This is a genomic window from Alistipes sp. An66, assembly GCF_002161445.1.
Lineage (GTDB): Bacteria > Bacteroidota > Bacteroidia > Bacteroidales > Rikenellaceae > Alistipes > Alistipes cottocaccae.
Genome location: NZ_NFHT01000017.1, coordinates 1 through 14517 on the forward strand (window position 1 = coordinate 1; position 14517 = coordinate 14517).

A 14517-nucleotide genomic window follows, 5' to 3' on the forward strand; every position below is an offset into this window, starting at 1 on the left:
TCGGTATAGAGGGGGGGGGCAGCAGGTCGGGAACAGCAACAAAAGGCAGGAACGACGGGCAGAGACAACGGGCGGCGGGCAGGCAGACGGCGGGCAGACGGCGGGCAGACGGTGGGCAGGCAAGGCGGGCAGGCAGACGGCGGGCAGACGGCGGGCAGACGGCAGGCAGACGGTGGGCAGGCAAGGCGGGCAGGCAAGGCGGCAGGCAGACGGCGGACAACGGGCGGTGGGCAGGCAAGGCGGCAGGCAGACGGCGGGCAGAGGCAACGGGCGGCGGCAACGGGCGGCGGCAACGGGCGGCGGCAACAGGAACGGAGGGAAAACGGCAGGCAGAGACGGCAGGGCGGCAGAAAATCGGATTTCGGAAAACCGGGATTTTTTCGTATATTTACAGAATAGAGAAGAATATAGAACGCGGCTCGGCTCCGCCAAACCTGAAAACTTCGTTTTCGTTTGCCTTTGCACCCGCCTTTCCCTATATTTCAGCAACCCAAAACCGAACCTATGGCCAAAAACATCCTCAACGAACTCTCGCCACTCTCGGACCGCGACTGCTTCTACATCGTCGAACGCCACAAAACCGAATTCACCTACCCCCTGCACCAACACCGCGAATTCGAACTGAACTTCATCGAAAACGGCGCCGGAGTCAAACGGATTGTCGGAGACTCCGTCGAAACGATCGGCGATTACGACCTGGTGCTCGTCGGCGGAGAGAATCTCGCCCATGTCTGGGAACAGGGATCCTGTCAATCGAAACTCATCCGCGAAATCACCATCCAGTTCGCCCCCGACACCCTCCCCGAATCGCTCCTCGCAAAAAACCAGTTCGCGTCCATCCAGAAAATGTTCCTCCGTGCACAGAACGGACTCGCTTTCCCGCTTCACACCATCATCCGGGTCTACTCGCTCATCGACACCCTCTCGGCCCAGCAGCAGGGATTCCGGCAGGTCCTGCAAATTCTGGAAATCCTCTACGAACTCTCCCTCTCGCAGGAGGCCTACACCCTGTCCAGCAGTGCCTTCGCTCAAATAACCCCCACCACCGACTCCCGCCGTATCGCCCGCGTCGAAGAGTACATCCGGACCCACTTCGAGGAGGATATCCGCCTCGCCACACTGGCCGAGATCGCCGGAATGACACCAACGGCTTTCAGCCGCTTTTTCAGCGTGCGGGCCGGACGCAGCCTCACGGACTATATCATCGACATCCGGCTCGGCATCGCAGCCCGGCAGCTCATCGACTCAACGAAGACCGTGGCCGAAATCAGCTTCGAATGCGGATTCAACTCGCTGGCGAACTTCAACCGCATCTTCAAAAAGAAAAAGGGCGTAACCCCCTCGGAGTTCCGGGAAATGTACCGGAAAAAGAAAATCATCTGTTAAAATAAGATCAGATTCGGATAAATCAAGCATTATTTTTCCATTCGAAGCTCTGTTTTGACCGCCTTACAGAGCTTTGTTCCCGCTTCGCAAGGCCGTTTCCGATGACTCCGGGACCGGAGATCATCTGACGACACATCCGACAGCAGCGCCGCGCCAACACCCATACACGCACCCGGATTACACAAAAAACAAACACAACCGCCCCAAAACCAGCTCTGCCGGAGCTTCCGCACGGATTTCGCTGTCAATACCCGACATATCGCCCGCGGAACGGCGTCCGACAGACTCAATACCGAACGTGTAGTTTGCGCCATGCCGGCAGGAGAAAGAAGCGCCCCGGGGAACTTTTTTGCGCACATGTTATCAAAGTATAACATTCTGACAACATAATATCATTTTAACACACGCAAAGTTCCTATCTTTGCAGTGACCTAAAACCCGTAAGACCAATGAAACTGTTACCCGCACTCCTCCTGTTGGGAGCCCTGCTCGTCGGCGGCTGCTCGTCCGCACCCGAAACCGACCCGTTCGTCCGTGTCGAAAACGGACAATTCATCCTCGACGGAAAACCCTATTACTTCATCGGTACGAACTTCTGGTACGGCCCGATCCTCGGCACGCCGGGCAGGGACGGCGACCGCGAACGGCTCGCCCGCGAACTCGACGCGCTGGCCGACTGCGGCATCACGAACCTGCGCGTGCTGGTCGGCGCCGACGGCGGAACGGGCGTCACCTCCAAAATCGAACCCACGCTCCAATACGCCCCCGGAAAATACAACGACGACCTGCTCGACGGACTCGACTTCTTCCTGTGGGAGCTCGGCAAACGCGGCATGAAAGCCGTCCTCTATCTGAACAACTCCTGGGAGTGGTCGGGCGGATACTCCCAATACCTCGCCTGGTGCGGCGCCGGAGAGATCCCAATCCCCGCCGTGGCCGGATACCGCGCCTACACGGAGTATGTCGGCAGGTTCATCCCCGACACAAAGGCCCGGAAACTCTTCGCCGATCACGTGCGCTTCATCGTCGGACGCACGAACCGATACTCCGGACTGAAATATGCCGACGATCCCGCCATCTTCTCCTGGCAGATCGGAAACGAACCCCGCCCCTTCGGCCAGGAGAACAAGGAGGCTTTCGCACAATGGATCGGGGAGACCGCCCGGCTGATCCGATCCCTGGACCCGAATCACATGATCTCAACCGGTTCGGAAGGACTCTACGGATGTGAAAGCGACGCCGAACTCACCGAACGCATCCACGCATTCCCGGAGATCGCCTACGTCAATCTCCACATCTGGCCCTACAACTGGCAGTGGATCCCGCGCGACAACCCCGCCGCCGGCCTCGACAACGCACTGGACGAAACCGACAAATACATCGCCCCGCATCTCGACCTGGCCGAACGCCTGCGCAAACCCGTCGTGATCGAAGAGTTCGGCTTCCCGCGCGACAGCGTCCACTTCGAACGCGGCACCCCCACAACGGCCCGCGACGCCTATTACGCCAGCCTGCTCGAACGCATCGTCGACTCGAAAAACCGGCAGGGCGTGCTGGCCGGCTGCAACTTCTGGGGTTGGGGCGGCGAAGCCCGGCCCGCACACGTCTACTGGCAACGCGGCGACGACTACTGCGGAGACCCCGCACAGGAGCAACAGGGACTGAACTCCGTCTTCGACGACGACCCCACGATCGCAATCATCCGTGATGCAAACGCCCGCCTGAAATAGGATTCATCTCAAATTCCGAACATATGAAAAAACTCCTCCTTCTCGGCACATGCGTGTGCCTTTGGACCGTCGTGTCCGCCCAGAAATGGGAGGGTGTGGCCGACACCCCGCCCATGGGCTGGAACTCCTGGAACAAATTCGCCTGCGACATCAACGAGGAACTCATCCGCGAAATCGCCGACGCCATGGTCGACTCGGGACTGGCCGACGCCGGGTATCTCTACATCAACCTCGACGACTGCTGGCACGCCCCCGAACGCGACGCCGACGGATTCCCGCAGTGCGACACCACCCGCTTCCCCAGCGGCATGAAGGCCCTGGCCGATTACGTACATGCCAAAGGGTTGAAAATCGGCATCTACTCCGACGCCGGACGAAAAACCTGCGGAGGCCGCTTCGGCAGCTTCGGACACGAGTATCAGGATGCCCTGCAATATGCCCGCTGGGGCTTCGACTACCTGAAATACGACTGGTGCGAGAGCGACAACATCAACCCCGTAGGGGCCTACACGCTCATGCGCGACGCCCTGCGCGCCGCCGGACGCCCGATCCTCTTCTCGATGTGCGAGTGGGGCGACAACAAACCCTGGGAGTGGGCCGCCGACGTCGGACACATGTGGCGCACGACGGGCGACATCGGACTGTCGTTCTCCGAACAGATCGTACACGGCACCTGGGAGCAGAACTCCGTGCTGCGCTGCCTCGATCTGAACGCCCCGCTGCGCAAATATGCCGGTCCGGGCCATTGGAACGACCCCGACATGCTCGAAGTCGGAAACGGCCTGACCGAAAACCAGGACCGCGCCCACTTCACACTCTGGTGCATGATGGCCGCACCGCTCATCCTCGGCAACGACATCCGCCAGATGAGCGACCAGACGGCCGCCATCGTGACCGATCCCGACGTGATCGCCATCGACCAGGATCCGCTCGGCGTACAGGGTCTGCGCCACTCCACGGATCAGGGACTCGAAATCTGGTTCAAGCCGCTGATCAACGGCGACTGGGCCTTCTGTCTCTTCAATCGCACGAAAACCCCGCGCGAATACACCATCGACTGGCAGCGGTTCAACTTCACCGACGACGAGGTATCGGGACGCTCGACCTCGTTCGACACGATCGTCTATGACGTGCGCGACCTGTGGTACGGCGGCAAGAGCTTCCGCACCGACCGCAAGCACGAAGTGACCGTCCCGGCCGAGGATGTCGTCCTCTACCGGCTGACCCCCTCCGCAAAACAACCCCGACGCAAATGAGACCGTTCCGTCTGTTCCTGCTCACGACGCTGCTTGTCCCCGCCCTGCTCCGGGCCGAAGGGGTCACGGTGCGCGTCTGCGAAGGCTCCTGCCGGGTCTTCCTCTCTCCGGAGCGCCCCGCCCTGCGGGCCGTCGTCTCCGCGGAGGAGCCGGCTGCCGGGGTGCTGCGCTTCGACATCCGGACCGATGCCGGAGAGCCCGTCTGCGTCTTCGAGCAGCCCTATACGCTCGGAGGCGGCGACTCCGTCCGGCTCGGGTTCGAATTCCAAGCCGCACCGGGGTTCTACCGCGCATCGCTCCGGGACGGGGAGCGGGAAGCCGCCGCGTTCACCTTCGGGTGCGACCCCGAACGGATCGAATCCCCCGTGGACGCACAGCCCGACTTCGATGAGTTCTGGGCCCGGGCCCGCGCCGAACTCGATGCCGTGGCCCCGCGCTACCGGCTGCATCCCGACCGGGAACGCTCCACGGAGAAACGCCGCATCTACCTCGTGGAGATGCGGTCGCTGGGCGGCGAGACCATCCGCGGCTACTACGCCGAACCGGTCGCTCCCGGGAAATACCCCGCCGTCGTCACCTTCATGGGATACGGTTCCGACGCCTGGTGCCCCGATGCCGACGCCGCACCGGAGCGGGTCGAATTCGTCCTCTCGCACCGCGGGCAGGGTCTCAACAAGCCCGAAAACCGCTACGGAGACTGGGTGGTCAGCGGGCTGGAATCCCCCGAGACCTACTACTACCGCGGCGCCTTCATGGATGCCGTGCGGGCCATCGACTTCGTGGCCTCGCGCCCCAAGGTCGACACACGGCTGATCTTCGCCGAAGGCGGCTCGCAGGGCGGCGCCCTGACGCTCGCCGCCTGCGCCCTCGACGACCGCATCGCCGCCGCGGCCCCCTACGTCCCCTTCCTGAACGACTTCCCCGATTACCTCGACATCGCACCCTGGCCCGCCTCGGCCCTGTTCCCCGCAGCAGAACGGCTCGGAATCGACCGGGAGGAGCTGTTGAGAAGGCTCTCCTACTTCGACATCAAGAACCTCGCCGGCCGGGTCCGCTGTCCCATTCTGATGGGATTCGGATTGCAGGACACCGTCTGCCCGCCGCACACCAACTTCGCAGGCTACAACCAGCTGCGTGTCCCGAAGGAATGGAAGGTCTACACCCGCCGCGGACACGATCTCCACAACGAAAGCGATTGGTTCGTCTCCCGCGACCGGTTCTTCCGCGAACACGAACAATCAATCCGACAAACTCAACATATCAACTAAAAAAGAACCTCTATGAAGAAGTTATTGCTGCTCTTCACGGCGCTGGCTTGCAGCGTCGGGCTCATGGCCCAGGGTCTGCGCGTCTCCGGAACCGTCTCCGGCCCCGACGGACAACCCCTCCCGGGCGTGAGCGTCGTGGAAAAAGGAACGACCAACGGCGTTTCGAGCGATGTCAACGGACATTACACCCTCGAACTCAAAGGTGCGGACCCCACCCTGGTCTTCTCTTTCATCGGTTTCGCCACCCAGGAGATCACCGTCCCCAAGGGGGGGGGTCGCACGCAGTTCGACGTCCGGCTCGCCGAAGACTCCCAGCTCATGGACGAAGTGGTCGTCGTGGGATACGGCACGATGAAAAAATCCGACGTGACGGGATCCGTGGCCTCCGTCTCGGCCGACAAACTCAAAACCTCGGTCATCACGAACGCCGACCAGATGCTCCAGGGACATGTCGCCGGCGTACAGGTCACACAGAACTCCGGCGCCCCGGGCGGAGCCTCGTCGATCCGCATCCGCGGAGCCTCGTCGATCACCTCCTCCAACGAACCCCTCTACGTCATCGACGGAATCCCCTTCTCCGGTGACGGTACCGAAATCGGCGGCTTCTCGTGGGCCGGCGGTACGGGCGGACAGACCAAGGTCAACCCGCTGTCGACCATCTCCCCGCAGGACATCGTCTCGATGGACGTCCTCAAGGATGCCTCCGCAACGGCCATCTACGGAGCCGCAGGTGCAAACGGCGTCGTTATCATCAACACGCGCCGCGGACAGAAGGGCGCCGTACAGATCAACTACGACGGATATGTCGCCTGGCAAACGCTCGCCCGAAAGATCGACATGATGAACCTCCGCGAGTATGCCCAATATCAGAACGATCTCCATGAACTGTATCCTTCGGTCGAAATCGACGAGGCGTTCCTCGATCCCTCGCTCCTGGGTGAAGGAACCGACTGGCAGGATGCCATCACCCGTACGGCCCTCACGCACTCCCACGCCGTATCCCTCTCGGGCGGCAGCGACAAGTTCACCTTCGCCGCGTCGGGCGGTTACATGGATCAGGACGGTACGATCTACGGCTCGAACTTCAAACGCTACAACGGCCGTTTCAACGGCGACGGAACCATCAACCGCTGGCTCAAGGCCGGAGGCTCGATCTCCTTCACGCACACCGAAGAGAGCATCACCCGGCAGGACGGCTCCGACGGCGTCATCCTGCAAGCCCTGACCATGCAGCCCTCCGTGGCCGTCTACGACTTCGACGGAAACTTCGCAGGCCCCGCCTCGATCTACGGATCGTCGGGATACAACCCCCTGTGGCAGGCCAACATGCAGACCAACGAACTCGACCGCAACCGGAGCATGGGTAACTTCTACCTGCAAGTCGACCCGCTCAAAGTCCTCAACATCCGCACCGAATTCGGATACGACCTCTCGGACAACAAGAACAAGAGCTTCATCCCGACCTACGACTTCGGTAACGGCATCGCCAACAGCATGAACATGATGATGCAGCGCGAAGACCACTCCGTGTTCTGGATCTGGAAGACCTACGCCACCTGGAACCAGACCTTCGCACAAAAGCACAACATCTCGCTCATGGGCGGCTTCGAGGCCCAGAAAAGCACATGGGAGGGAATCTCGCTCATCAAGAAGAACTTCTCGAACGACGACATCCACGTGATGACCCAGGACGGCGAGTTCGACAACAACTCCGGGTGGAAGGACGCCACGACGAAGGCTTCGGTATTCGGACGTCTGAACTACAACTTCGACGAACGCTATCTGCTCACCTTCACGATGCGCGCCGACGGATCCTCGAAATTCGGACCCAACCACAAGTGGGGCTACTTCCCCTCGGCCGCCCTCGCCTGGCGTATCTCCAACGAAAAGTTCCTGCGCAACTCCAAGACGCTCTCGAACCTCAAACTCCGCCTCGGATACGGTATGGTCGGAAACGACAACATCGGAACCTACAAGTACGGATCGACGATGAAATCGACGATCACCGCCTTCGGCACCGGGTATTTCGTGGCCAACATCTCCAATGCCGACCTCAAATGGGAGGCCTCCGAGCAGTACAACATCGGTGTCGACCTCGGATTGTGGAACAACCGCCTCTCGCTGACGGTCGACGCCTACCAGAAGGATACGAAGGACCTGCTCCTGCAAGTCTCCGTACCCTCCTACCTCGGAAACTCCGGAAACTCCGACAAGTCGGGTTGGGAGATCCAGATGCCCTACTCCAACATCGGAAAGGTCCGCAACCGCGGCGTCGACATCGCGCTGAACGCCATTCCCGTCGAAGCCGGAGACTTCTCCTGGTCGTCGAACCTCAACGTCTCGCTCAACCGCAACGAGGTGCTGGCCCTGAACGAAGACTCGCAGGTCCTCTACTACGGTGTGGGCACCTATTTCAGCGCAGCCTTCTCCACGGCCTCGATCGTCAAGGTCGGACAGCCCATGGGCGTCTTCTACGGATACCTCACCGACGGCTATTTCCAGAACGAACAGGAGGTCCTCGCGGCACCCGTCCAGGTCGAGGACGGCAACAACCCCGGGCAGAACCTCTTCAACAAAACCTCGGGCGTCTACGTGGGCGACATCCGCTTCAAGGACCTGAATCAGGACGGAGTGATCGACGCCAACGACCAGACCGTAATCGGAGACCCCAATCCCGACTTCACCTTCGGTTGGACCAACACATTCACCTATAAGAACTTCGATCTGACGGTCGGCCTCACGGGCGTCTGCGGCGGCGACATCCTCAACATCGCACGCTACCGCACCGAAGCGCTCAACAACCAGTGGGACAACCAGTCGGTGCGCGTGATCGACCGCGCCCGCATCGCCTACGACGCCGCCGGGAACCCCTATCTGGCCAACCCCTCGACGGCAAAGACGCCCCGCGCCGCCATGAACGACATCAACGGCAACAACCGCATGAGCGACCGCTGGCTCGAGGACGGATCCTACCTCCGCATCCAGAACATCACGCTCAGCTACAACCTGCCCCGGAAGTGGATCTCCAAGATCGGACTGCGGAGCATGAAGGTCTACGGAACCTTGCAGAACCTCTACACCTGGACCGCATACACGGGATACGACCCCGAAATCGGAGCCTACAACCAGTCGGCCGCCATGCAGAACTACGACATGGGACGATACCCGACTCCCCGCATGTACATCCTCGGCATCAACATCGGTTTCTAACGATTAACGGACATCTCGATGAAAACAACCATCATAAAACATTGCGCAATCCTGCTCGCCGCCTCGATGGCCGCAGGCTGCAACGAATTCCTGACCGTAAACCCCGCCGACTCCACCTCCAAGGAGCTCTACTACACCTCGGCAAGCGCCGTGCGCGCCAATACGGCCACACTCTACGGCGGTACGACCTGGTTCGACTTCTCGTGCCGGTTCATGTACATGGGCGGCGACATGCTCGCCGGAGACATCTTCTACACCTACTCCGACGAAGGTCAGTTCTACCTGAACACCGTCACGCAGAACAACCAGTTCTCCCGCGACGGTTGGAACTCCCTCTTCCGGGTCGTGGCCTTCGCCAACTCGATCATCCGCGACATGCCCGAAATGGCCGCCGAAAACGGAGTCCCGCAGAGCGTGATCGACAACGCCCTGGGCGAATGCCACCTCTTCCGGGCGCTGGCCTATTACCTGCTGACCGAATACTGGCACGAGGTGCCGATCATCACCGACCCCGAGGGTCTCGTCACCTCCGGAAACCCCCAGGACATCTACGTCCGCAAGGCAACCCGGTTGAGTCTCTACCGCTTCATCTGCGAGGATCTCGAACTCGCCGCACGTCTCCTGCCGGACAGCGACCCCGAAGCCGGGCGCGTCACCTCCTGGTCCGCAAAGGGGCTGCTGGCAAAGGCTTACCTCACACGGGCCTGCTATGAGAAGGGTTCGGGACAGAGCTACGACAACGCCGACTACTTCGAAAAGGCCCGCAACCTCGCCGAAGAGGTAATCACAGAATCCCCCTACTCGCTGTGCCGCGACTACGCCTCGATGTTCGAGGCCGGCACGGGCGACTACCACTCCGAAGCGCTCGTCTCGCTGCTCTGCACGACCGGAGGCTACGGCTGCGGAAACTCGCGCTCGACGGAATGGGGACGCCGCGACGCCCTGACGGGTGTCAGCTGCTGGGGACCGGGCAAAGGCCCGACGCTCTCGCTGCGCGCCGCCTTCGAGGAGAACCCCCGGCTGGCCGAAGGCCGGACCGACGGACGCCGCAAGGCCGTCTACATGCTCCCGGGCGACACGTACACGACCCTGGCCGTCGGCAACGACGCCTATCCGAACGGATACGTCTACCGCTTCTTCCTCGAACCCACCGAAGAGAACGGAACGCTCAAATACGACCTCCAAACCGAAATGCCCAACGAGATGCTCTCCCACCTGAAAAAGTACGTCATCAACGCCGACGGCGGAAACATCGGGTCGAGCCAGGACGCCAGCAACGACCTCCATCTGCTGCGTCTCTCGGACGTCTACTTCATCTACGCCGAGGCTTCGCTCAAAGGCGACCTCTCGGCCCGCCTCTCCGGACAGGGTGTCAACTACATCAACGACGTGCTCGACGCTCACGGTGCGAACTACACCGTCGCCGACGGCGAACTGACGCTGATCGACATCGTCAAGGAGCGCCGCAAGGAGTTCGCACTGGAAGGAATCAACTGGTTCGACATCCAGCGGCTGGCATCGCTCGACATGCAGGCGGCCCTCGACTACCTGAACGGCATGTACCGCGATCTGATCTGGGTATCCGACTGGACCCGCATCAACGAGGAGTTCGGATCGTCGATCACCGACGAGCAGACCTACCAGGTGCGCAGCGACCTGAACTACTACGTCCGGCAATGGTACACCCGCAAGGCGGATGTCTACGTCGACGTGCTCGGCGACGGCTCGCTCGCCGACGGCGACATCCCCGACACGTCGAACCGCGACGCGGCCATCACCATGAGCGGCAGCAACCTGGTCATCGCCATCCCGTCGGACGCCCTGACCAAAGCCCCGATTCTGCTCGAAGAGGCCGTGGATTACTACAACAACTAACCGTTAAAGCCGACAAGAGATGAAAAATATCATGAAACGTTTCCTCCTCTTCGCCCTCCCGGCGGTGCTTCTGGCCGCCTGCAACAACGAGGAAGGACTCAACAGCACGGCGACGCCCCGCGTCAAATACATCCGTTCGACGGATCCCGCGCTGGCCGAGATCTATCTCACCAGCGCCTCGATGGGCGAACTGATCGCCATCATCGGCGACGGACTCGAAGGGGTCTGCTCGGTGCGCTTCAACGACGTCGAAGCCAAACTCAACCCCACGTACATCACCTCCACGGCCGTGCTGGTCAACGTCCCGGGCACGCTCCCCACGGAGATCACCAACACCATCACGCTCACGACCAAGAAGGGCCGCAGCTGCGTGGTCGAGAACTTCATCACGAAGGCCCCCTCGCCGGTCATCAACTCCGTCTCGTGCGAGTGGACCCGCCCGGGCGAAGCCCTCGCCATCCACGGAAACTACTTCTTCGACAAGGCCGACGGAAGCCCGATCGAATGCACGATCGGCGGTATCGAGGCCGCCGTCACGGCCTGCACGGCAACCCGTCTCGACGTAACCGTCCCGGACGGGGTGGACGCCACGGCCAAGCAGCGCATCGTTCTTGCGAACGACAACGGAGAGGCCCGCTCGGCCTTCTACCTCTACGACCGCGACGACATCTTCATCGACTTCGAGGAGCTCAACGACCAGGGTCTCCCCGTCTGGGACAACTGGGGTCGCTGCAAGGACGACATCCACTCCGAAAACGGCATCGACGGAAACTACATGCTCATGACGGGCAAGGCCGCCGACTGGGGCTGGGACGAGAACCTCTCGCTCTTCTTCTGCAACATCCTCAACGAAGCCGGCGACCTGCGACGCGAACTCATCCCCGAACAGGCCGACATCGCCGATTATGTGCTCAAATTCGAAATCCGCGCCGACGCCTGGGATGATCTCTACATGGCAATGTGGTTCTCCGATCTCTACAACTCCTTCTCGGTCGACGGAACCGAGCCGCAATGCCACTGGCGCGGTTACAGTCTCGGACTGGAAACCGGCGTCTGGACGACGGCGACGGTGCCCCTCTCGGAGTTCTGCTACGGAAAGAGCGAGGACGAATCGCGCACGCTCACCGCGTCGCTGGTGCGGAACTTCTGCATCTTCTTCTTCGGTGCGCTCGATGATTCGGCCAACGCCGACACCCCGATCAGCATCGCGCTCGACAACTTCCGCGTGGTCAAAAAACAGTAAACCCGAAAAACGATGAAAAAGATACTAAACCTGTTGATCCCGATGCTGACCGGAGCGCTGCTCCTGGTCTCCTGCAAGCAGGACGATACCACGGGATTTACACTCTACGGATTCAACCCCAACCCCGCCGAACGAGGCGAACTGATCTCCTTCTACGGCGAAGGACTCGACGCCGTTACGACGGTCGTCTTTGCCGGAGGTGCCGAAACCTCGGAAATCACCCGCAACGGATCGTCGATCAGCGTCGTGATCCCCATGGAGGCCCAGCCCGGCTACATCGAACTGCGCTTCCCCGGCGGAAGCTACACGACCCGCTCGGCGCTGACGCTCGAAGAGCCCCTCGCCGCCGATGCGCAGCTGCTCTCCTATACCGATTTCGAGCACGAAACCAATGCCGTGACCACCGTCGGAAGCAAACTCTACATCGTCACGGCCGCCGAAACCGACTACCTGACCGATATCGTCCGCGTGGAATTCGAGGGTGACGACGCCGTCGTGGTGTACGATGCCGACGCCACAGCCGCCGCCGAAAAGGAGCTCGCCGACGGAAACGACCAGATGGAAGAGGAGGAGTACCTGCTGGCTCTCTCCGAACGGGTCGACTTCGTGCGCGGCGCCCACCTGCTCATCGTCACGATCCCGCAAAGCGCCCGGAGCGGCGCCGTGAGCCTCTACAACACCAACGAGGATCGTTTCGAGGCACAGTCCGTCGAGATCGCGCAGTCCGCAGCCGAATCCGTTGCGCCCGTCACGGGCGTGATCCCCGGCTTGACGCGCCTCACCATCACGGGCGAGAACTTCGGACTGGTCACTTCGGTCGTCTTCACCGGAGGCGTGGAGATCGCCGTCGGCGAACTCGACGAGAACGAAGACCCGATGGTGGAGATCGCCGAAGACGGCTCCTCGCTGACGGTCCTGACCCGGCGCGGCATGCAGGACGGTCCGCTGGCGCTGAAAACCCGCTCGGGCGAAGTGATCGCCACACCCGCAGTGGAGACCGTCGTCCCGACGAACCTCTCCGCATGGAGCGAAGGCGACCTCTTCAAGGCCGGGAAGGCGATGACCCTCTCGTGCAACGACACGGAGGATGACGCCACGAACTACGAAATCCTCAAACAGGTGGAGAAAGTGCTCCTCATCTCCGGCGCGGATGCCGCAACGCAGACCGAGGCCACCTTCTCGCTCAACGACGACTACCGCTGTCTGGATCTGACCGCTCCGGATGTCTGCGGCGCCCGCGCCGTGGCCATCGTCACCTATGCCGGCAAGCAGCAGACCGTGATCGACGCGCTGGGCTTCGCCGCACCCTCCGCACGGCGGACCGACGATGCGGAGCTCCACGCCGGCGACGCGATTCCGCTGACCGGCGAGCACCTCGACCTGATCGCAAAGGCCTCGCTCAACGGCGTGGCCTGCGAAATCGACCGCTCCTCGGAGACGGAAATGGTGGTCACCATCGCCCCGACCTGCACGAGCGGCGACCTGATCCTGCAAGCCGTCGATCCGACGTACAGCATCACGCTGCCGCTGACCCTCCTGCCGACCGGACGCATCGCCGTCACCGCACTGCCCGGAAACGCCGCTGCGGGTGCGGAGATCACCGTCGAGGGTTCGGGATTCAACCTCGTGGAGTCGCTCCTCATCGGCGGCACGAAGGTCATCGCATACAGCTTCCGCAGCGACACGCAGCTGACCTTCACCGTTCCGGAGGAGACCCCGGCCGGCACCTATCCGCTGACCTTCAACCTCACGGACGGGACCTCGGAAACCTCGGCACAACAGATCACGATCGGAGCGGCTCCGGCCCAGGAGACCGTGCTCTGGGAGGGAAGCGTCGACACCGGCTCCTGGAACGGACAGACCGTCGAGGCCAGCCTGTTCGCATCGCTGACCGCGGACATGACCTACACGCTCTATTTCGAGACCCCCTACGAGACCGGGGCGCAGCTCACCTTCAAGAACCCCGGCGACTGGACGGCCCTGCTGTCGGCGACGCCCTCCGACCCGGAATGGGGCTGCTACACCATCCAGAGCGGCGAGACCTCCTATTCGTTCCAGCTCTCGGCCGAAGACCTGGCCAAAGTGCAGGCCAACGGCATGTACCTCTCGGGACAGAAGGTCGTCATCACGAAATTCGTCGTCGCCGCCCAATCCGCAGAAGGATCCGACCCGGCCGGCGAAACCGTCCTGACGGAGGACCCGAAAGTGCTGCCGTCGGGATGGGGCGATTCGGTCCGGCTCGACTCCGACATGGGGTATGACGTCTCGGTCTTCGCCGGCTGCACCACGCAGACCCTCTTCACGATCCATCTGGCAGACCTCGGCGCAACGCCCCAGCTCAAAATCGTCGACAAGAACTGGACGACGCTCCCCTCGGCCAACCTCCCCCAGACCGACTGGGGAGGTGTGGATCTCGCCTCCGGACAGGAAACATTCACCTTCTCGCTGGATGAGACCGACCTCGAAAAGGTCAAAAGCAGCGGCATGATCATCTCGGGACAGGACGTCACCGTAACGAAAGTAACCATGAAGAACTGACGGCGCCCCGG

8 protein-coding genes are annotated in these 14517 nt (G+C 61.7%); all 8 read left to right on the forward strand.

Annotated features, from left to right (window positions below; all coding sequences use genetic code 11):
• The first annotated feature begins 504 nt into the window (after positions 1 to 504).
• On the forward strand, positions 505 to 1386 hold the full coding sequence (locus B5G16_RS10330; RefSeq protein WP_087263666.1) for a helix-turn-helix domain-containing protein: 882 nt from the start codon (positions 505 to 507) through the stop codon (positions 1384 to 1386).
• Between the two features lie 449 nt (positions 1387 to 1835).
• Positions 1836 to 3116 carry a glycoside hydrolase 5 family protein gene (locus B5G16_RS10335; RefSeq protein WP_087263667.1) on the forward strand — a complete coding sequence of 427 codons (1281 nt, stop codon included), beginning with the start codon at positions 1836 to 1838 and terminating at the stop codon, positions 3114 to 3116.
• A gap of 23 nt (positions 3117 to 3139) precedes the next feature.
• Entirely contained in the window at positions 3140 to 4372 is a 1233-nt protein-coding gene (locus tag B5G16_RS10340) for a glycoside hydrolase family 27 protein (protein ID WP_087263668.1), read from the forward strand.
• A complete protein-coding gene (locus B5G16_RS10345) occupies positions 4369 to 5640 on the forward strand; it encodes an acetylxylan esterase (protein WP_087263669.1) in 1272 nt (423 codons plus the stop codon). The genes B5G16_RS10340 and B5G16_RS10345 overlap by 4 nt, the downstream gene beginning before the upstream one ends.
• A 12-nt stretch (positions 5641 to 5652) precedes the next feature.
• Entirely contained in the window at positions 5653 to 8850 is a 3198-nt protein-coding gene (locus B5G16_RS10350; protein ID WP_087263670.1) for a SusC/RagA family TonB-linked outer membrane protein, read from the forward strand.
• An 18-nt stretch (positions 8851 to 8868) separates the two neighbouring features.
• Positions 8869 to 10725, forward strand: a complete 1857-nt coding sequence (locus tag B5G16_RS10355) for a RagB/SusD family nutrient uptake outer membrane protein (RefSeq protein ID WP_087263671.1) — start codon at positions 8869 to 8871, stop codon at positions 10723 to 10725.
• Positions 10726 to 10756: 31 nt separating this feature from the next.
• A complete protein-coding gene (locus B5G16_RS10360) occupies positions 10757 to 11968 on the forward strand; it encodes a glycan-binding surface protein (protein WP_087263672.1) in 1212 nt (403 codons plus the stop codon).
• A gap of 12 nt (positions 11969 to 11980) precedes the next feature.
• Entirely contained in the window at positions 11981 to 14506 is a 2526-nt protein-coding gene (locus tag B5G16_RS10365; protein ID WP_087263673.1) for an IPT/TIG domain-containing protein, read from the forward strand.
• The last annotated feature ends 11 nt before the right edge of the window (positions 14507 to 14517 follow it).

Excerpts from the sequence above, each read along its gene's own strand:
- B5G16_RS10330 (WP_087263666.1), top strand. The coding sequence starts at position 505 with ATGGCCAAAAACATCCTCAACGAACTCTCGCCACTCTCGGACCGCGAC.
- B5G16_RS10335 (WP_087263667.1), top strand. The coding sequence starts at position 1,836 with ATGAAACTGTTACCCGCACTCCTCCTGTTGGGAGCCCTGCTCGTCGGC.
- B5G16_RS10340 (WP_087263668.1), top strand. The coding sequence starts at position 3,140 with ATGAAAAAACTCCTCCTTCTCGGCACATGCGTGTGCCTTTGGACCGTC.
- B5G16_RS10345 (WP_087263669.1), top strand. The coding sequence starts at position 4,369 with ATGAGACCGTTCCGTCTGTTCCTGCTCACGACGCTGCTTGTCCCCGCC.
- B5G16_RS10350 (WP_087263670.1), top strand. The coding sequence starts at position 5,653 with ATGAAGAAGTTATTGCTGCTCTTCACGGCGCTGGCTTGCAGCGTCGGG.
- B5G16_RS10355 (WP_087263671.1), top strand. The coding sequence starts at position 8,869 with ATGAAAACAACCATCATAAAACATTGCGCAATCCTGCTCGCCGCCTCG.
- B5G16_RS10360 (WP_087263672.1), top strand. The coding sequence starts at position 10,757 with ATGAAACGTTTCCTCCTCTTCGCCCTCCCGGCGGTGCTTCTGGCCGCC.
- B5G16_RS10365 (WP_087263673.1), top strand. The coding sequence starts at position 11,981 with ATGAAAAAGATACTAAACCTGTTGATCCCGATGCTGACCGGAGCGCTG.